Source organism: Achromobacter sp. SX5, from assembly GCF_056711425.1.
In genome coordinates this window covers 2,113,146-2,130,946 of sequence record NZ_CM160041.1, presented here as the reverse complement: position 1 = coordinate 2,130,946, position 17,801 = coordinate 2,113,146, and the positions used below count along the sequence as shown (strand labels likewise).

Below are 17,801 nucleotides of genomic sequence, written 5' to 3'. Positions count from 1 at the left end.
GTTGAATGCACGATCAAGCCGTTCAATTGTATCGGCAACTCCTGAGGATACCGCGTTAACCCCGTGCAGGCGCGGGGTTAACAAACGTGTCCGTCGCGCGGACTCAGGAAGCCTCGCGCGTGGCGCGCGTCTGCTTGACTTCGACGTTTGCGCCGCCCTGCGCGAAGCTGAGGTCCAGCGCCTGCCCCGCGGCCAGCGACGCCGCGTCGCGCACGATGCGGCCCTGCGCGTCGCGCGCGATGGCGTAGCCGCGCGCCAGCGTGTTGCCGGGATCGAGCGCGCGCAGTTGCGCCGTGGCCGCGGCCAGCCGGTCGCGGCGCTGCGCCAGCAGCCGCGCCTGCGCCTGGCCCAGCCTGCGCAGCGCGCCGCCCAGTCGGTCGGCGGCGCGGCCCGTGTCCGGCGCGCGATGCGCCAGCCGCTGCTTCAGCAGGTCGACCCGCGCCGCGCGCCGCCCCTGCGGCCCGGCCCAGGCCGTGGCCAGCCTGAAGCGCAGGCTGTTGAGCCGTTCGCGCTGGTGCTCCAGCCGCTGGGCCGGCGACACCAGTTGCGCGGCCGCGCGGTCCAGCCGCTGGGCGGCGCGTTCGAGCCGGCGCTGCTGGCCCCGCGCCAGCGCCTGCGCCGCGTGCATGACGCGGCCCATGAGTTCGGAACGCGGCACGCAGGCCAGCTCGGCGGCCGCCGTCGGCGTGGGCGCGCGCACGTCGGCCACGAAGTCCGCGATGGTGAAATCGGTTTCGTGCCCGACCCCGCAGATCACCGGGATTTCGCTGGCGGCCACCAGCCGGGCCAGGGCTTCGTCGTTGAAGCTCCAGAGATCCTCGATGCTGCCGCCGCCGCGCACCAGCAGCAGCGTGTCCACTTCGGCGCGCTGGTTGGCCAGCCGCAGCTGGGCCGTCAGCCGGCCCGCGGCGTCGGCGCCCTGCACCGGCGCCGGATAAATGATCACGGGCACCTGCGGCGCGCGCCGCGCCAGCGCCGACAGCACGTCGCGCAGGGCCGCCGCGTGCAGCGAAGTGATCACGCCGATGGCGCGCGGCAGCCGGACGGGCTCGCGCTTGCGGGCGGGGTCGAACAGGCCCTCGCCGGCCAGTTGCTCTTTCAGGCGCAGAAAGGCTTCGTACAGATTGCCGACGCCGGCGCGGCGCATGGCGTCGGCCTGCAGCTGGTAGTCGCCGCGGGGCTCGTACAGCGAGACGCGGGCGCGGATCTCGACCTGGTCCCCGGCGCGCGGCACGAAACCCACCGCGCTGGCGCGGCTGCGGAACATCACGGCGCGCACCGCGGCCCGGTTGTCCTTCAAGGTGAAGTACCAGTGCCCGGAAGCCGCGGCCGTGAAGTTGGAAATCTCCCCGCGCACCCACAACGCCGGGATGCTGCGCTCCAACAACTGCCCCACGGCTTGGTTCAACTGGCCAACCGTCAGGAGATCCCGCGTAAATACGTTGTTTGTGACTGCAAATTCAATTGTCATGGGGCTTTCCGATGCATAACCTGTCCACAGGGCACGCGTAGCGGGGCGCCATCATACCTTGTCCCCGCTTGTTTGCCGCAATCGGCCTGACAGCCAGCAAAATCGTAGCAACTAACTGATTTGTATATGCTTTTTTTGAAAAAACAGCTGCTCGCAATTGAAGCAAACAAGTGCAAACCCTGCGTGCGCAAGCCTTCCGGCGAAGTTTTACACAGAATTATCCACAAGATCTGTGGATAGCTTCGGGATCGTTCCGACTTGCCACGCCCGGGCCGCCCCGTTACAGTTTCGGCTTGATCAGTTGCCGGCGCGCGGCCTGCGCGCGCATCCGGCGCTCCCCGGGAGTTGAACGCTTTGCTTTCCATCTTGCGCGAGGCCGGCTGGCCCATCTGGCCCCTGCTGGCGACATCGGTCCTGGGCTTGGCGCTGATCTTCGAGCGCTTCCTCTCGCTGCGCCGCGGGCTGGTCATGCCGCGCGGCCTGACCGAACAGGTCGCGGAAATGCTGCGCAACCGCCAGGACACCCCCGAATCCATCAACCGCCTGGAACGCAATTCCCCGCTGGGCCGCGTGCTGGCCGAAGTCATGCGCCACCGCCACCTGCCCCGCGAAGAGCTGCGCAACGTGGTCGAGGACGCCGGCCGCGCCGTCGCCCATGACCTCAGCCGCTACATCTCCGCCATCGGCACCATCGCCGTCATCGCGCCGCTGATGGGCCTGTTCGGCACCGTGGTCGGCATGATCGAGATCTTCGGCTCCTATACCCCCGGCGGCGGCGACCCCGCCCAGCTGGCGCGCGGCATCTCGATCGCGCTGTACAACACCGGCTTCGGCATCCTCATCGCCATTCCCGCCATGATCGCGCACCGCTACCTGCGCGGCCGCGTGGACGGCTACCTGCACGCCATGGAGCAGGCCGCCTCGCGCCTGGTGCGCGCCGTCTCGCACCACGCCCCCGCCCGCGAGGGCCGTCCATGAATTTCCGCGGCTCCCGGGACGAGCGCGACGAGCTGGACATCAACCTGATCCCGCTCATCGACGTCCTGCTGGTCATCCTGATCTTCCTCGCCGCGACCACCTCGTTCGCGCGCTTCACCCAGCTCAAGGTGACGCTGCCGCAGGCCTCGATGGAACAGGACACGCCGCCGGCCCTGGAGGTCGCCATCAGCCAGGACGGGCGCTACGCGCTCAACGGCACGCTCATCGACGTCTCCACGCCGCCCGAGATCGCCGACGCCCTGCGCCAGGCCGCGGCCGGCAAGACCGAGCCGCTGGTCGTCATCAACGCCGACGCCCAGGCCACCCACCAGTCCGTGATCAACGTCATGGAAGCCGCCCGCCTGGCCGGCATCGGCCGCGTCAACTTCGCCGCGCAGACCGCCCGGTGACCGCCAAGCGCGCCTCCACGCTGCTGGCTCGCCAATGGCAGCACGGCGGCTGGCTCTCCACGCTGCTGCGCCCGCTGTCCGCCCTGACGGCCTGGGCGGTGGCGCGCAAGCGCAGCCGCTACCGGCAAGGCCGGCTTCCCGCCTACCGCGCCCCCGTTCCGGTGGTGGTGATCGGCAACGTCTACGTCGGCGGCACCGGCAAGACGCCGATGGTCATCGCCACCGTGGAAGGCCTGCGGGCGCGCGGCTACACGCCGGGCGTCGTCAGCCGCGGCTATGGCGTCAAGGTCGGCCCGCAGCCGCGGGTCGGGACCGGCGCGCTGGAGGCCGACCGCTATGGCGACGAGCCGGCGCTGATCGCGCGCGCCACTGGCGCGCCGGTATCGGTCCATCCCAAACGCGCGCTGGCCGCCCAGGCCCTGCTGCAGGCCCATCCCGAAGTGGACGTGATCGTGTCCGACGACGGCCTGCAGCATCTGGCGCTGGCCCGCGACATCGAAATCGTGGTGCAGGACGAGCGCGGCGTGGGCAATGGCCGGCTGCTGCCGGCCGGCCCCCTGCGCGAACCCGCCAGCCGCCTGCGGGAAGTCGACGCTGTGGTGACCAACGTCGGCGTTGCAAAAGCTGCTTCCTGCGCGCCGGGCGGCCGCCCGCGCCAGGTCAGCATGTGGCTGGAGCCGGGCGCGGCGCGCCAGATCGAAGGCGGCGCCACGCGCCCGCTGGCGTCCTTCGCCGGCCAGCCGCGCATCGCGGCCGCCGCCGGCATCGGCAACCCGGAACGCTTTTTCGCCACGCTGCGCGCCGCCGGCGTCGCGCCGCACGCCACCCTGGCCCTGCCCGACCATCACGACTATGCCGAATCGCCGTTTCGCGCGCTGGCGGCCGACGCCATCCTGGTCACGTCCAAGGACGCGATCAAATGCGCCGCCCTGGGCGATCCGCGCCTGTGGGAAGTGCCGGTGCAGGCCGGCTTTTCCGACCCGCAGCTCTTCGACTGGCTGGCGCAGGCCCTGCGGGCCGGCCACCCTTCAGGAGCGGGTCCGGCCGGCGGCAAACTGCTTTAGAATTCCGGTCATGGAATCCCGCCTTCTCGACATCCTCGTCTGCCCCTTGTGCAAGGGCCGCCTCGAACACGACCGGCAGCAGGCCGAACTGGTCTGCCGCGCCGATCGCCTGGCCTTCCCCGTGCGCGACGGCATCCCCGTCATGCTGGAATCGGAAGCCCGCGCGCTCGACGACGCCCCGGCAGCATGAGCTTCATCGCCCTCATCCCGGCGCGCACCGCCTCCACCCGCCTGCCCGACAAGCCGCTGGCCGACATCGCCGGCAAGCCCATGGTGGTGCGCACGGCCGAACGCGCCGCCCGGTCCGGCGCCGAGCGCGTCTACGTCGCCACCGATGACACCCGCGTCATGCAGGCCGCGCAGGCCCACGGGCTGCAGGCGCTGATGACCCGCGCCGACCACCCCACCGGCACCGACCGGCTGGCCGAGGCGGTGGAGCAGCTCGGCCTGGCCGACGACGCCATCGTGGTCAACGTCCAGGGCGACGAGCCGCTGATCGAACCCACGCTCATCGACGCCGTGGCCGCCAAGCTGCAGGCCAGCCCGCAGGCCGACATCGCCACCTGCGCCTGCCCCCTGGCCGACGCCGAAGCGCTGTTCAACCCCAACGTGGTGAAACTGGTCTGCGGCGCGGACGACCGCGCCCTGTATTTCTCGCGCGCGCCCATTCCGTGGGCCCGCGACGCCCTGGCCGGCGGCGAGCGCGTGCTGGCCCAGGGCCTGCCTGCCTGGCATCACATCGGCCTTTATGCCTACCGCGTTTCTTTCCTGCGCCGCTATCCGGCGCTGCCGCAGGGCGCGCTGGAGCGTTTCGAAGCGCTGGAACAGCTGCGCGCCATGGAGCACGGCCACGTCATCGTCGTCCATCGGGCGTCCCACCCTCCTGCGGCCGGCGTAGACACCCCGGCCGACCTGGAGCGCGTGCGCCAGGTTTACGCCAGCCAAACCTAGGGTTATTTCCTATGGCGCGGCCCCGCAGCGGCTGCTGCATTGCGGCATAATTCCCCGGATCACAAAAAATAAACCCCATTCAGGAGCACTCATGCGTCTCATCTTGCTCGGACCTCCCGGCGCCGGGAAAGGCACCCAGGCCGCGTTTCTCACCCAGCACTTCGGCATTCCCCAGATCTCCACCGGCGACATGCTGCGCGCGGCGGTGAAGGCGGGCACGCCGCTGGGGATCGAAGCCAAGAAGGTCATGGACGCCGGCGGCCTGGTCTCCGACGAGATCATCATCGGCCTGGTGCAGGACCGCCTCAAGCAGCCCGACTGCGCCAACGGCTATCTGTTCGACGGCTTTCCCCGCACCATCCCGCAGGCCGACGCGCTGAAGAGCGCCGGCGTCAAGCTGGACTACGTGGTGGAAATCGAAGTCCCCGAAGAGGACATCATCGAACGCATGAGCGGACGCCGCGTGCACCAGCCCAGCGGCCGCAGCTACCACGTGCGCTTCAACCCGCCCAAGGTCGAAGGCCGCGACGACGTCACCGGCGAGGAGCTGATCCAGCGCGACGACGACCGCGAGGAAACCGTGCGCAACCGCCTGTCGGTGTACCGCGAGCAGACCCGCCCGCTGGTCGACTACTACTCGTCCTGGGCCCAGAAGGACCCGGCCGGCGCGCCCAAGTACCGCAAGATCTCGGGCGTCGGCGCGGTCGACGAAATCAAGTCGCGCCTGTTCGAGGCCGTCAAGAGCTGATACGGCGTTTCGATGGCTAGACGGCCCTCGGCGCCGGCCGGACGCGACGCGTTCCGGTCCCGGCCCGGGGGCCTTTCAGTTTTTATGTTCGGCGCGAGCCGCGCCGCTTTTATCCCTTGAATTGATCTGGTGGTAGAGACATGGAAATCGCGAACAAGGTATTCATTGTTACGGGTGGCGCTTCCGGACTGGGCGCGGGCACCGTGCGCATGCTGGCGGAAAACGGCGCCAAGGTCGTCATCGCCGACGTCCAGGACCAGCCGGGCGAGGCCCTGGCCAAGGAACTGGGCCAGCGCTACGTGCACTGCGACGTCACCCAGGAAGCCGACGGCAAGAAGGCCGTGGCCGCGGCCCAGGAACTGGGCGCCCTCTTCGGCCTGGTGAACTGCGCCGGCGTGGCGCCCGCCGCCAAGATCGTGGGCAAGAACGGCGCGCATCCGCTGGATCTGTTCCAGAAAGTCATCTCGATCAACCTGATCGGCGGCTTCAACATGATGCGCCTGGCCGCCGAGGCCATGAGCGCCAACCAGCCCGAGCCCACCGGCGAGCGCGGCGTGCTCATCAACACGGCCTCGGTCGCCGCCTTCGACGGCCAGATCGGCCAGGCGGCCTACGCCGCCTCCAAGGCCGGCGTGGCCGGCATGACCCTGCCGATCGCGCGCGACCTGGCCCGCACCGGCATCCGCTGCATGACCATCGCCCCGGGCATCTTCGGCACGCCCATGGTTTTCGGCATGCCGCAGGAAGTGCAGGATTCGTTGGCCGCCAGCATCCCCTTCCCTTCGCGCCTCGGCCGCCCGGAAGACTACGCCAAGCTGGTCCACAGCATCATCACCAACGAAATGCTCAACGGCGAAACCATCCGTTTGGACGGCGCCATCCGCATGCCTCCCAAATAAAGAGACTTTCTTTCACGGGGAAAGACGCGTTTTCTTGCGAAGACGGCGGCTTTCCCCCAGTATCCATGTTTTGCGGGGCCAGTCGGCCCCTTTTTCATTACCCAGCTTCCCATGAGCCTGTTCCGTTCGGCGGCCACGGTCAGCAGCTTCACGCTGCTGTCGCGCATTTCCGGCCTGATCCGCGACATCCTGGTGGCGCGCGCCTTCGGCGCCGGCCCGCTTACCGACGCATTCTGGGTCGCTTTCCGCATTCCCAACCTGCTGCGCCGGCTGTTCGCCGAGGGCGCTTTCGCGCAGGCCTTCGTGCCCATCCTGGGCGCGGCGCGCAACAACCGCAGCCCCGAAGAAGTCCGCGCCCTGCTCGACCGCGTCGCGCTGCTGCTGACCGCGGCGCTGATGCTGATCACGCTGGCCGGCATCATCGCCGCGCCCTGGGTGGTGTCGGCCATGGCCAGCGGCCTGCGCGGCGCCGACCGCGACACCGAGTTCGGCGCCGCGGTCTGGATGACGCGGATGATGTTCCCGTACATCTTCTGCATGTCGCTGGTGGCCTTCGCCTCGGGCGTGCTCAACACCTGGCGCCGCTTCGCCGTGCCGGCCTTCACGCCGGTGCTGCTGAACCTGTCCATGATCGCCGCCTGCCTGTGGCTGGCGCCGCGCGCGGACGTGCCCATCTACGCGCTGGCCGTCGGCGTGATGATAGGCGGCGTGGCGCAGCTGGCGGTGCAATGGGTGGCGCTGGCGCGGCTGGGCCTGACCCCGCGTTTTTCGCTGCGGCTGCGCCAGGCCTGGGCCGATCCCACCGTGCAGCGCATCCTCAAGCAGATGGCGCCGGCCACGCTGGGCGTATCGGTGGCCCAGCTCTCGCTGCTCATCAACACCAATATCGCCACCTGGCTGCGGCCCGGCAGCGTGACCTGGCTGTCGTTCGCCGACCGCCTGATGGAGTTCCCCACCGCCCTGCTCGGCGTGGCGCTGGGCACCGTGCTGCTGCCCAGCCTGTCGGCCGCCCACGCGCGCGACGACCGCGACGGCTACAGCGGCCTGCTGGACTGGGGCCTGCGCCTGGTGCTGCTGCTGGGCCTGCCGGCCGCCGTCGGCCTGGCGCTGCTGTCCGACGGCCTGGTCGCCACCCTGTTCCACTACGGCGCCTTCGCGGCCGAGGACGTGGCCCAGACCCGGCTGGCGGTGGTGTCGTACTCGGCGGGCCTGATCGGCCTGCTGGCCGTCAAGATCCTCGCTCCCGGCTTCTACGCCAAGCAGGACATCCGCACCCCGGTCAAGATCGCCATCGGCGTGCTGGTGGTGACGCAGCTGCTCAACGTGGCGCTGGTGCCGCTGATGGCGCACGCCGGCCTGGCGCTGGCCATCGGCCTGGGCGCCTGCCTCAATGCGCTGGCCCTGCTGATCGGCCTGCGCCGCCGCGGCGTCTACCAGCCCGGCCCGGGCTGGACCTCGTTCGCCCTGCGGCTGCTGCCGGCGCTGGCCGCGCTGGCGGCGCTGCTGTGGTTCGCCGACGGGCGCATCGACTGGATCGCGCTGCAGGCCCATTCCTGGCTGCGCGTGGCCTGGCTGGCCGGCGTGCTGGCCGCCAGCGGCGTGGTCTATTTCGGCGTCTTGTTACTGTTTGGCTTCCGCCCGCGGGACTTCGGGCGGCGCCGCGCGAGCTGAAACCGGCGGTATCGACCGGCATCTCCACAAAAAGCCGGTCGAGCACCGGCTTTTTTTGCATTAGTCCCGTCAAGAATTGACAAGCTACCGGTAATCTTTGGTAAAAAACCTTTATTATTTACAAATTGCCATCGAACGGAACCCCAGGGACCTCATGCGGGACATGAAGTGAAGTACGCCCAAGGACAACCCATGGCGGACCAGGTCATCAACTGGCTGCTGCTGTTGCGCTCAGGCCAGGCGACGGCGCAGGACTACAGCGATTTCCTGGCCTGGCGCGCGGCCGATCCGGCCCACGAGACTGCCTGGCAGCAACTGACGGGCACGCTCGAAGGGTCGTCGCTCGGCCGGCTCGGCGACGCCTATCCGGCCGGCTACGCCAGCGCCGGCCAGGCCGCCGCGCCGGCCCTGCTTGTGCCGCCCCCCGCTCCCATCGCGCCGCCGCGCCGCCGTTTCCTGGCCGGCGCGCTTGCGCTCGCCGGCACCGGCGCCTGTGCGGCCTATGTGGGCAACGCCTTCTATCCGCTGGGCAATGTCGCGGCCGACGCCGCGACCGCCACCGGCGAACGCCGCCGCTACGTGCTGTCCGACGGCAGCCAGCTGCTGCTGGACGCGCGCAGCCGGGTCAATCTCGATTTCACGCCCGCCTACCGCCAGGTGCACCTGCTGGACGGCGCCGTCACGGTGTCGGTGGCGCCCGACGCGCGCCGCCCCTTCCTCGTGCACACGGCGCAGGGCACGGTGCGCGCCCTGGGCACGCGCTACATGGTGCGGCAGCAGGCCCAGCGCACGCTGGTGGTGGTGCACGAGCACGAGGTCGAGGTCGAAACCATGTCCGGGGCCCACGGCACCGTGCGCGCCGGCACCGGCGCCCGTTTCGACGCCTCCCGCATGGATACCCCGCGCGCCGAGCTCATGGCCGAGGCGGCCTGGGAAGCCGGCTGGGTCGAGGCCCGCGGCCGCCCGCTGGCCGAAGTGATCGCGGCGCTGCGCCCGTATCGCAGCGGCACGCTGCGCGTGTCCATGGCCGCCGGCGGCCTGCCCGTCTCGGGCCACTTCCCGCTGGACGACACCGACGCCGCGCTCGACACGCTCAGGGACATGATGCCCATCAACGTGCGCCGTTTCACGCCCTGGTTCGTGTCCATCAACGTCGCAGCCTGACAACGCCCGCCCGTTCCCGCCGCGCCGCAGCCGGGCGCTTCGTTGTATACTCATCACAGTGTTTTTATCCAGTAGGCGCCGCGGTTCCTCCCCGGGACTTCGCTCGCAGCGCCCCCCGCCCGGTTGACGGGCGCTCCATCGGCAGACTTGACATTAAAAGCTTGCATTCCCTCCGGGACTTGCTACAATGTTCGACTTTGCCGAATTCAACTTATATAGCAACATGGCCAATACCGCCCAAGCCCGCAAGCGCGCTCGCCAATCCGTTGAGCGCAACAAGCACAACTCCAGCCTGCGCTCGATGCTGCGCACCGCGATTAAGCGCGTTCGCCAATCCATTGCCGCTGGCGACAAGGCTGCGGCAGGCGAAGTGTTCCGTAAGGCCTCGAGCGTGATCGATCGCGTGGCCGACAAGAACATCATCCACAAGAACAAGGCCGCTCGCCACAAGAGCCGCCTGGCTGCCGCCATCAAGGCGCTGGCCTAAGCCATTCTGCCGCCCCGGCCTACGGGGCGTCACGAATACGGCAAATGAAAAAGGATGCCCGCGGGCATCCTTTTTTGCGTCCGGCGCCCGCCCCTATCGCAGGCTGGCCTCCAGGCTGGACCCCAGGCGCGCCTCGATCGCCGCGGCCGCCTCGCGCAGCGAGGCCATGAACGCGCCGACCAGCGGATTACCCGGCCGGTGCTCCGGGAACACCACGTTGACCCGGAACGGAAACGAATGCGCCAGCGGCCGGATGTGCAGGCCGCGCCCGGCGAAATCCAGCGCGGTCAGCGGATTGACGATGGCCGCGCCCAGCCCCTCGCGCACGAAGGTGCAGACCGAGACCGCCGTGGGCGTCTCCACGATGGAGCGGCGCAGCACGCCGGCCGCGGCGAAGGCCTCGTCGATCTGGATGCGGTAGGGATCGGTCGAGGACAGGCTGACGAAGGCCTGACCCTCGAAGTCGGCCAGCGCGATGCGCGGCCGCGCCAGCAGCGGATGCCCGTCGGGCAGCGCGCAGACCTCGTCGACCTGCAGCAGCAGTTCCACCCGCGTGCCGGCCGGCGCCGCGTCGTGCTCGGTCAGGCCCAGGTCGTAGCGCTGGGCGCTCAGCCATTCCTCCAGCAGCGGCGACTCCTGCGTCTCCACCGTCAGGCTCACGCCGTCGTGGCGCTCGTGAAAGCGCCGGAACGCATCGGGCAGAATGGAATGCGAGAACGCCGGCAAGGCGATGAGCGACAGCTGCCCGCCCTTGAACGCGCGCAGGCGCGCCGCGGCCGAGGCCACCCGCTCCAGGCCGGCATAGGACTGGCGCACCTCGTCATACAGCGCCAGGCCCGGCATGGTGGGCCGCAGGCGCCCCGCCACCCGCTGGAACAGCGCAAAGCCTACGGCGCGCTCCAGGCGCGCCAGTTCGCGGCTCACGGTGGGCTGGGACGAACCCAGCAGCTCGGCCGCCTTGGTCACGCCGCCGGCGATCATCACCGCGCGGAAGACTTCGATATGCCGATGCGTCAGCATGCCTTGCTCATATCCAGAATGAATCGATCCACGAAATCAAAGCATTTTACTGGATGACCGAAGACGGGCATCATGCCGCCTGGTTTCACATTCCGCTTGAGGTTTACGCCCGCCATGGCTTTCGATCCGCGCCAACTCACCCGACTCGCCGCCGAACACGGCACGCCGCTATGGGTCTACGACGCCGCCGTCATCCGCGAACGCATCGCGCAGCTGCGCCACTTCGACACCATCCGCTATGCGCAGAAAGCCTGCTCGAACCTGCACATCCTGCGCCTGATGCGGGCCGAAGGCGCGGTGGTGGACGCGGTCTCGCTGGGCGAGATCGAACGCAGCCTGGCGGCCGGCTTCCAGCCCCGTGGCGAGCCCGAAGGCATCGTCTTCACCGCCGACCTGATCGACCACGCCACGCTGGCCGCCGTGCTCAAGCACGGCATCACGGTCAACGCCGGTTCGCTGGACATGCTGGACCGCGTCGGCCAGGCCGCGCCGGGCCATCGCGTGTGGCTGCGCATCAACCCCGGCTTCGGCCACGGCCACAGCAACAAGACCAACACCGGCGGCCCGCAAAGCAAGCACGGCATCTGGATCGGCGACCTGGCGCAGGCCATGGCCATCGTGCGCCGCCACGGCCTGAAGCTGGTCGGCATCCACATGCACATCGGCTCGGGCGTGGACTACGCCCACCTGTCCAGCGTGTGCAACGCCATGGTCGACGTGGTGGCCTCGCTGGACCATGACATCGAAGCCATTTCCGCCGGCGGCGGCCTGTCGATTCCGTACCGCGACGGCGAGCCGCGCATCGACTGCGACCACTATTTCCAGCAATGGGACGCGGCGCGCCGGCGCATCGCCGAACGCCTGGGCCATCCGGTGCGTCTGGAGATCGAACCCGGCCGCTTCCTGGTGGCCGAGGCCGGCGCGCTGGTGGCCGAGGTGCATTCGATCAACCGCCGCCCCGAGCGCGATTTCGCGCTGGTGGACGCGGGCTTCAACGACTTGATGCGCCCGGCCATGTACGGCAGCTATCACCGCATTTCGGTGCACGCGCCGGACGGCCAGACCCCGGAGTCGCCGGCCGTCCGCATCGCGGTGGCCGGCCCGCTGTGCGAATCGGGCGACGTGTTCACGCAGGATGCCGGCGGCGTGGTCTCCGACCAGCTGCTGCCGCGCCCGCGCATCGGCGATTTCCTGGTGTTCCACAGCGCCGGCGCCTACGGTTCGTCGATGTCGTCGAACTACAACAGCCGGCCGCTGGCGCCCGAGGTGCTGCTCGACGGCGGCCAGGCGCGGCTCATCCGCCGCCGCCAGACCGTCGCCGAGCTGCTGGCGCTGGAAGAAACGCCTACTTGAGAAAGGCCTCGCGCAGGGCGAAGGTGGCCTGCTTGAACACGCCCAGGTCGGTGCCCACGGCCACGAAGTGCATGCCCATGTCCAGGTAGCGCCTGGCGTCGGCCTGGACCGGCGCCAGAATGCCCACCGCCTTGCCCCGGGCGCTGACGCGCTGGTACAGGTGGCGGATGACTTCCTGGACCTCCGGATGGCCGGGATTGCCCAGGTGGCCCAGCGCGGCGGCCAGGTCGGACGGGCCGATGAACACGCCGTCCACGCCCTCGACCGCCGCGATCTCGTCGACCGCCTCGATGCCGGGGCGGCTTTCGATCTGCAGCAGCACGCAGATGTTGTCGTTGACCGTTTGCAGGTAGTCCGGCACCGTGCCATACCGGTTGCTGCGCTGCATGCCCGCCACGCCGCGCATGCCCTGCGGCGGATAGCGCGTGGCGGCCACCGCCCGGCGCGCGTCCTCGGCGGACTCGATGAACGGAATCAGCAGGTTGTAGAAGCCGATGTCGAGCAGCCGCTTGATCTCGACCGGATCGTTCCAGGACGGCCGGCCCACCGCGGCGCTGGCGCTGCCCTGCAGGGCCTGCAGCTGCTGCAGGAACATCGGCACCTCGTTGGGAGAGTGCTCGCCGTCCAGCAGCAGCCAGTCGAAGTCCGCCAGCCCCGCGAGTTCCGCGGTGATGTGGCTGGACATGCTCATCCAGAAGCCGATGAGCCGCTCGCGGGCCAGGATGCGCTGGCGGAAGCGGTTGGGTAAGGGTGAATTCATTGCTGCCTTTTCGTCAGAAAAAATGAATGTCCGCTCAATCGAGCTTGGCGCCGGAGGCCTTGGCCGCCTTGCCCCATTTGGCGATCTCGGCCTCGACGAAGGCCGAGAACGACTTGGGATCGTCGGCCACCACCACGAAGCCCACGCTCTCCAGCTTCTGCCGGATCTCGGCCGAGGACAAGGCCTTGACGGTCGCCTGGTTCAGCTTCTGGATCACGGCCGGCGGCGTGTTGGCCGGCGCGGACAGGCCGAACCAGGACTCGGCCGAAAAGCCCGGATAGCCCGATTCGGCCACCGTGGGCGTGTCGGGATAGGCGGGATTGCGCTTGGCGCTGGCCACGGCCAGCGCGCGCAGCTTGCCCGACCGGACCTGCGGCAGCAGCGTGTCCTGGTTGAGGAACATCACCGACACGCGCCCGCCGATCATGTCGGTGATGGCCGCCGCGCCGCCCTTGTAGGGCACGTGCACCAGGTCGATCTTGGCGTCCTGCTCCAGCATTTCCATCGCCAGGTGGCCGGACGAGCCGCTGCCGGAACTGGCGTGCGTGTACTTGCCGGGATTCTCGCGCGTGAGCTTGATGAATTCGGCGAAGGTCTTGCCGGGGAACTCGTTGTTGGCCACCAGCACATTGGGGCCGGTGGCCAGCAGCGAAATATGCGCGAAGTCGCTGTTGCGGTACGGCATGTTCTTGTAGACCGAATAGCTGATGGCGTTGGAGCCCACGCCGGACAGGAGCAGCGTGTAGCCGTCGGCCGGCGCCTTGGCCACCATGTCGGAGCCGATGTTGCCGTTGGCCCCGCCCTTGTTCTCGACCACCACGGTCTGCCCCAGCTCCTTGGACAGCTCCGCGGCCAGCAGCCGGCCCACCGAATCGGTGCTGCCGCCGGCCGGGAAAGGCACCACCAGCTTCAATTGCCTGGCGGGCCAGGCCTCGCCCTGCGCCGTCGCCGCCACCGGCAGCAAAGCCAGCGCGCCGGCCGCCGCCGCGGCCAGGGTGATCAGGCGTCTGCGCGCCCGGTGATTGTTATGTCCCATGCTTGTCTCCTCGGTGCCCGGTGTCCGGGTCAGTGAATTTCAGGCTCGCCCGCGGCCGCAGCGCGCGTTTCGGTCTGAAGAAAATCGAAATCGCAGCCGGTGTCGGCCTGGCCGATGTGCTTCAGGTAGAGCACGCCATAGCCACGCTCGAAGCGCGGCGGCGGCGCCTGCCAGGCGGCGCGGCGCGCGGCCAGCTCGGCCTCGGGCACCAGCAGTTCCAGGCGCCGCGCGGGCACGTCCAGCGAAATGCGGTCGCCGTCGCGCACCAGCGCCAGCGGGCCGCCGACATAGGCCTCGGGCGCCACGTGCAGCACGCAGGCGCCGTAGCTGGTGCCGCTCATGCGCGCGTCGGAAATCCGCACCATGTCGCGCACGCCCTGCTTCAACAGCTTTTGCGGGATCGGCAGCTGGCCCCATTCCGGCATGCCGGGCGCGCCCTGCGGGCCGGCGTTCTGCAGCACGATCACGCTGTCGGCGTCCACGTCCAGTTCGGGATCGTCGATGCGCGCGGCCATGTCGTTGTAATCCTTGAACACCACCGCGCGGCCGGTGTGCACCTGCAGCCGCTCCTCCATGGCCGGCGGCTTGATCACCGCGCCGTCCGGCGCCAGGTTGCCGCGCAGCACCGCCAGCCCGTCGCGCTCGATCAGCGCCTGCTCGCGCGTGCGGATCACGTCCTCGTTGAAGATGCGCGCGCCGGCGATGTTCTCGCCCAGCGTGCGGCCGTCGACCGTGCGCTGGGCGGTGTCGAGCAGGTCGCCCAGCTGCACCAGCATCGCGCGCAGGCCGCCCGCGTAGTAGAAATCTTCCATCAGGTACTTGCCGGCAGGACGCAGATTGGCCAGCACCGGCGTGGTGCGGGCCAGGTGGTCGAAGCGGTCCAGATCGAGGTCGAAGCCGCTGCGCCGCGCCATCGCGATCAGGTGCACCACGGAGTTGGTCGAGCCGGACAGGGCCAGCACCGTGCGCACCGCGTTGTCGTAGGACGCGGCGGTCAGCAGGTCGGAAGGCTTCAGGTCCTCCCACACCATTTCCACGATGCGCTTGCCGGTCAGGCTGGCCATCTGCGCGTGGCGCGAATCCGGCGCCGGGATCGAGGACGCGCCCGACAGGCACAGGCCCAGCGCCTCGACCGCGCCCGTCATGGTGGAAGCGGTGCCCATGGTCATGCAATGGCCCGGCGAACGCGCGATGCCGTCCTCCACGCCCTGCCAGTCTTCCTCGGTGATGTTGCCGGCGCGCAGCTCGGCCCAGTATTTCCAGGTGTCGGAGCCCGAGCCCAGGGTGTTGCCGTTCCAGTTGCCGCGCAGCATGGGGCCGGCCGGCATGAAGATGGTGGGCAGGTTCATGGAGATCGCGCCCATGATGAGCGCGGGCGTGGTCTTGTCGCAGCCGCCCATCAGCACACAGCCGTCGGCCGGATAGGAGCGCAGCAGCTCTTCCGTTTCCATCGCCAGCAGGTTGCGGTAGAGCATGGTGGTGGGCTTCTGGAACGGCTCGGACAGGCTCATGGCCGGCATTTCCACCGGGAAGCCGCCGGCCTGCCAGATGCCGCGCTTGACCTCTTCCACACGCTGCTTGAAGTGGCTGTGGCAGGGGTTGATGTCGCTCCAGGTATTGATGATGGCGATGACCGGCTTGCCCGCATAGTCGGAGCGGTGGTAGCCCATCTGCGCGGTGCGCGAACGGTGGCCGAAGGACCGCAGGTCCCGCACGCCATACCAGCGGTGGCTGCGCAGCTCCTCGGGCTTCTTGCGCTTGTCTGAATTGCTCATGTCTCGGTTCCTCTGCGCTTTGGCTAGGGTTATAGGAATAAAAGAAGTCAGGCGCCGTCCAGCAGATAGGGCACGCCCGCGCGTACGCATATGCCGCGCAGGCGTTCGGCCAGCGCGGCGGGAATCGGAATGCCCTGGCGCAGCCGGCGCGCGCGCTCGGCGGCCTCGGGCTCGCCGGCGACCAGCACGGGCTCGTCGGGCCGGGCAGCTGGCGTATCGTGCATGGTATCGATCAGTTCGTCCATGTCGGACTCGAACGAACCGGCCGCGCGGAACGCGTCCGGATTCAGCGCCAGGAAGAAATGCCCCACGTCGTCCGGCTCGCCGGGACGGCGCGTGGGCGCGCGGCGCACCGCCAGCGCGCTGCCGCTGAGCGTGCCGCCCAGGATCTGCGCCATCATCGCCAGGCCGTAGCCCTTGTGGCTGCTCATGGCGGCCGTGCCGCCCAGCGGCGTCAGCCCGCCGTCGGGGCGGTCGAAGATGAACTGCATGGCGGCGCCGGCGTCGGTCACGGGCTCGCCCTGACCGTCTACGGCCCAGCCCGGCGGCAGCGGCTTGTCCAGGAAGTCGTAGACCTTGACCTTGTTGGCCGCGACCGTGGTGGTGGCCATGTCCAGCACGAAGGGCTCGTGATAGGCGGCCGGCGCGCCGAAGGCGATGGGATTGGTGCCCAGCATGGGCATGGCCCCGCGCGTGGGCACCATGATGATGCCGTTGGCGCTGCTGGCCACCAGCCCGACCGCGCCGCGCTCGACCGCGATGCGCGCATAGATGCCGGCGGCGCCGAAGTGATGCGAGTTGCAGACCGACACCGCGCCCACGCCGTGTTCCAGGGCCTTGTCCACCGCCAGGTTCATGGCCAGCGCGGCGGCCGGATAGCCCAGCCCGCCCATGCCGTCGATCAGCGCGCTGGCCCCGCCGTCGCGCACGATGCGCGCCCGCGCATCCAGGCGCAGCGTGCCGGCGCGCCATTTGTCTTCATACGCGGGCAGCATCGAAATGCCGTGCGAATCGACCCCGAGCAGGTCGGTGCCGGCCATCAGCTCGGCGGTGGTGGCCGCCAGGTCCGGCGCCATGCCCCATGCCTGCAGCACCTGCAGGATCTGCGCCCGGACCTGCTCCACCGGCACGTCCGTCACTGTCGCTTCCTTGCCTCGCACTCGCTTGGTCTCCTGTCGTCGTTATGGTCAGGGCGGGCCGGACGGCGGGTTCAGTCCCGGTCCCGGTCCACCAGCCGGTGACGCGCCTGGCCCAGGTGGAACTGCATCGCAACGCGGGCGCGCTCGCTGTCCTGTTCGCGCACGGCGTCGAGGATGGCGGCGTGCTCGTCCACCACGCGCTGCGCGCGCTGGCGCGAGCCGGTGCGGGTCAGGTTCAGGGTCAGGCGCATGAAGCCGCTGATGGATTCGTGGATGCTCTCCAGCACGCCCAGGTAGAAATCGTTGCCGCTGGCCTCGGCGATGCTGGCATGGAACGCCAGGTCGGCCTCGGCCGAGACCTGCCCGCGCGACAGCGCGTCGGCGAAGGCAGCGTGCGCGTCCTCGATCTTCTTGAGCTGTTCGTCCGTGCGGCGCAGCGCGGCCAGGCGCGCGGCGTCGCCTTCCAGCGCGACCCGCACCTCCTGGGCGCGCAGATAGGCGCTGACGTTCTGCACGTCGTTGAAGGTCTTCAGGCGCGGCGCGGGCTGATGGCTGACGAAGGTGCCCAGCCCCTGGTGCGCGGTGATCAGGCCGTCGGCGCGCAGGCGCAGCAGCGCCTCGCGCACCACCGGGCGCGACACCCCGAAGCGTTCGGATATCTCGTTTTCCGACGGCAGCTTGTCGCCGACGTTCAGCCCGCCGGACACGATCTGTTCGAAGATCTGCCCGTACAGCTGGTCGGCCAGCCGCACCCGGTGGCCGCGCTCCAGCACCAGCGCGCCGTGCGCGTCCGGCTCGGCGGGCGCCTGCGGCGCGGGCTGGGATGATGCTTTGGGTCGGGCCACGGATTTACCTCGATGCTGGGGGCGAAACAG

The 17,801-nt window shown here is 69.5% G+C and carries 18 protein-coding genes; 11 read left to right on the top strand and 7 right to left on the bottom strand.

Annotated features, from left to right (window positions below):
• Nucleotides 1-103 precede the first annotated feature (103 nt).
• The gene (gene xseA / locus AC1M14_RS10110) at nt 104-1,471 is read right to left on the bottom strand and encodes an exodeoxyribonuclease VII large subunit (protein WP_479731516.1); all 1,368 of its coding nucleotides are present in this window, start codon (nt 1,469-1,471) and stop codon (nt 104-106) included.
• Nucleotides 1,472-1,825: 354 nt separating this feature from the next.
• Here xseA and AC1M14_RS10105 point away from each other — a divergent pair, with 354 nt between their 5' ends.
• The 10 genes from AC1M14_RS10105 to rpsT all read left to right on the top strand — a co-directional run bounded on the left by AC1M14_RS10105 (nt 1,826) and on the right by rpsT (nt 9,843).
• Entirely contained in the window at nt 1,826-2,449 is a 624-nt protein-coding gene (locus AC1M14_RS10105; protein ID WP_102772176.1) for a MotA/TolQ/ExbB proton channel family protein, read from the top strand.
• Nucleotides 2,446-2,859: an ExbD/TolR family protein gene (locus AC1M14_RS10100; protein ID WP_102772177.1), complete on the top strand. Its 414-nt coding sequence runs from the start codon at nt 2,446-2,448 to the stop codon at nt 2,857-2,859. The genes AC1M14_RS10105 and AC1M14_RS10100 overlap by 4 nt, the downstream gene beginning before the upstream one ends.
• The gene (gene lpxK, locus AC1M14_RS10095) at nt 2,856-3,923 is read left to right on the top strand and encodes a tetraacyldisaccharide 4'-kinase (protein WP_479731515.1); all 1,068 of its coding nucleotides are present in this window, start codon (nt 2,856-2,858) and stop codon (nt 3,921-3,923) included. Before AC1M14_RS10100 ends, lpxK begins: the two co-directional genes overlap by 4 nt.
• 10 nt (nt 3,924-3,933) lie before the next feature.
• Entirely contained in the window at nt 3,934-4,113 is a 180-nt protein-coding gene (locus AC1M14_RS10090) for a Trm112 family protein (protein WP_102772179.1), read from the top strand.
• Nucleotides 4,110-4,874 (top strand): 3-deoxy-manno-octulosonate cytidylyltransferase, encoded by a 765-nt coding sequence (gene kdsB / locus AC1M14_RS10085; RefSeq protein WP_479731514.1) that lies wholly within the window; start codon nt 4,110-4,112, stop codon nt 4,872-4,874. Before AC1M14_RS10090 ends, kdsB begins: the two co-directional genes overlap by 4 nt.
• A gap of 91 nt (nt 4,875-4,965) precedes the next feature.
• Nucleotides 4,966-5,622, top strand: coding sequence for an adenylate kinase (gene adk / locus AC1M14_RS10080; protein ID WP_479731513.1), 657 nt, complete (start codon nt 4,966-4,968; stop codon nt 5,620-5,622).
• A gap of 140 nt (nt 5,623-5,762) precedes the next feature.
• A complete protein-coding gene (locus AC1M14_RS10075; RefSeq protein ID WP_209165311.1) occupies nt 5,763-6,521 on the top strand; it encodes a 3-hydroxyacyl-CoA dehydrogenase in 759 nt (252 codons plus the stop codon).
• 111 nt (nt 6,522-6,632) lie between these two features.
• Nucleotides 6,633-8,192, top strand: a complete 1,560-nt coding sequence (murJ, locus tag AC1M14_RS10070; RefSeq protein WP_479731512.1) for a murein biosynthesis integral membrane protein MurJ — start codon at nt 6,633-6,635, stop codon at nt 8,190-8,192.
• Between the two features lie 192 nt (nt 8,193-8,384).
• Entirely contained in the window at nt 8,385-9,356 is a 972-nt protein-coding gene (locus AC1M14_RS10065; protein ID WP_479731511.1) for a FecR domain-containing protein, read from the top strand.
• Nucleotides 9,357-9,579: 223 nt separating this feature from the next.
• Entirely contained in the window at nt 9,580-9,843 is a 264-nt protein-coding gene (gene rpsT / locus AC1M14_RS10060) for a 30S ribosomal protein S20 (protein WP_102772827.1), read from the top strand.
• Nucleotides 9,844-9,936: 93 nt separating this feature from the next.
• On the opposite strand, the gene AC1M14_RS10055 is transcribed toward rpsT, so the two are convergent.
• Nucleotides 9,937-10,863 (bottom strand): LysR family transcriptional regulator, encoded by a 927-nt coding sequence (locus AC1M14_RS10055; RefSeq protein WP_479731510.1) that lies wholly within the window; start codon nt 10,861-10,863, stop codon nt 9,937-9,939.
• 114 nt (nt 10,864-10,977) lie between these two features.
• On the opposite strand from AC1M14_RS10055, the gene lysA reads away from it, so the two are divergent.
• Nucleotides 10,978-12,216, top strand: a complete 1,239-nt coding sequence (gene lysA, locus AC1M14_RS10050) for a diaminopimelate decarboxylase (RefSeq protein WP_479731509.1) — start codon at nt 10,978-10,980, stop codon at nt 12,214-12,216.
• Here the strand turns inward: lysA and garL are convergent.
• The 5 genes from garL to AC1M14_RS10025 form a co-directional block, all read right to left on the bottom strand.
• The gene (garL, locus tag AC1M14_RS10045) at nt 12,209-12,976 is read right to left on the bottom strand and encodes a 2-dehydro-3-deoxyglucarate aldolase (protein ID WP_102772187.1); all 768 of its coding nucleotides are present in this window, start codon (nt 12,974-12,976) and stop codon (nt 12,209-12,211) included. The genes lysA and garL overlap by 8 nt on opposite strands.
• 34 nt (nt 12,977-13,010) lie before the next feature.
• Nucleotides 13,011-14,012 carry a tripartite tricarboxylate transporter substrate binding protein gene (locus AC1M14_RS10040; RefSeq protein WP_479731508.1) on the bottom strand — a complete coding sequence of 334 codons (1,002 nt, stop codon included), beginning with the start codon at nt 14,010-14,012 and terminating at the stop codon, nt 13,011-13,013.
• Between the two features lie 29 nt (nt 14,013-14,041).
• On the bottom strand, nt 14,042-15,787 hold the full coding sequence (gene araD, locus AC1M14_RS10035; RefSeq protein ID WP_102772189.1) for an L-arabinonate dehydratase: 1,746 nt from the start codon (nt 15,785-15,787) through the stop codon (nt 14,042-14,044).
• A gap of 47 nt (nt 15,788-15,834) precedes the next feature.
• Nucleotides 15,835-16,863 carry an Ldh family oxidoreductase gene (locus AC1M14_RS10030; RefSeq protein WP_246842416.1) on the bottom strand — a complete coding sequence of 343 codons (1,029 nt, stop codon included), beginning with the start codon at nt 16,861-16,863 and terminating at the stop codon, nt 15,835-15,837.
• Nucleotides 16,864-16,997: 134 nt separating this feature from the next.
• Nucleotides 16,998-17,702: a FadR/GntR family transcriptional regulator gene (locus AC1M14_RS10025; RefSeq protein ID WP_168202142.1), complete on the bottom strand. Its 705-nt coding sequence runs from the start codon at nt 17,700-17,702 to the stop codon at nt 16,998-17,000.
• Nucleotides 17,703-17,801 lie beyond the last annotated feature (99 nt).

What these genes read in the sequence shown, in the direction of transcription:
- xseA (WP_479731516.1), bottom strand. Translation starts at nt 1,471, where the DNA reads ATGACAATTGAATTTGCAGTCACAAACAACGTATTTACGCGGGATCTC.
- AC1M14_RS10100 (WP_102772177.1), top strand. Translation starts at nt 2,446, where the DNA reads ATGAATTTCCGCGGCTCCCGGGACGAGCGCGACGAGCTGGACATCAAC.
- AC1M14_RS10090 (WP_102772179.1), top strand. Translation starts at nt 3,934, where the DNA reads ATGGAATCCCGCCTTCTCGACATCCTCGTCTGCCCCTTGTGCAAGGGC.
- kdsB (WP_479731514.1), top strand. Translation starts at nt 4,110, where the DNA reads ATGAGCTTCATCGCCCTCATCCCGGCGCGCACCGCCTCCACCCGCCTG.
- adk (WP_479731513.1), top strand. Translation starts at nt 4,966, where the DNA reads ATGCGTCTCATCTTGCTCGGACCTCCCGGCGCCGGGAAAGGCACCCAG.
- AC1M14_RS10075 (WP_209165311.1), top strand. Translation starts at nt 5,763, where the DNA reads ATGGAAATCGCGAACAAGGTATTCATTGTTACGGGTGGCGCTTCCGGA.
- murJ (WP_479731512.1), top strand. Translation starts at nt 6,633, where the DNA reads ATGAGCCTGTTCCGTTCGGCGGCCACGGTCAGCAGCTTCACGCTGCTG.
- AC1M14_RS10065 (WP_479731511.1), top strand. Translation starts at nt 8,385, where the DNA reads ATGGCGGACCAGGTCATCAACTGGCTGCTGCTGTTGCGCTCAGGCCAG.
- rpsT (WP_102772827.1), top strand. Translation starts at nt 9,580, where the DNA reads ATGGCCAATACCGCCCAAGCCCGCAAGCGCGCTCGCCAATCCGTTGAG.
- AC1M14_RS10055 (WP_479731510.1), bottom strand. Translation starts at nt 10,863, where the DNA reads ATGCTGACGCATCGGCATATCGAAGTCTTCCGCGCGGTGATGATCGCC.
- lysA (WP_479731509.1), top strand. Translation starts at nt 10,978, where the DNA reads ATGGCTTTCGATCCGCGCCAACTCACCCGACTCGCCGCCGAACACGGC.
- garL (WP_102772187.1), bottom strand. Translation starts at nt 12,976, where the DNA reads ATGAATTCACCCTTACCCAACCGCTTCCGCCAGCGCATCCTGGCCCGC.
- AC1M14_RS10040 (WP_479731508.1), bottom strand. Translation starts at nt 14,012, where the DNA reads ATGGGACATAACAATCACCGGGCGCGCAGACGCCTGATCACCCTGGCC.
- araD (WP_102772189.1), bottom strand. Translation starts at nt 15,787, where the DNA reads ATGAGCAATTCAGACAAGCGCAAGAAGCCCGAGGAGCTGCGCAGCCAC.
- AC1M14_RS10030 (WP_246842416.1), bottom strand. Translation starts at nt 16,863, where the DNA reads ATGGCGCCGGACCTGGCGGCCACCACCGCCGAGCTGATGGCCGGCACC.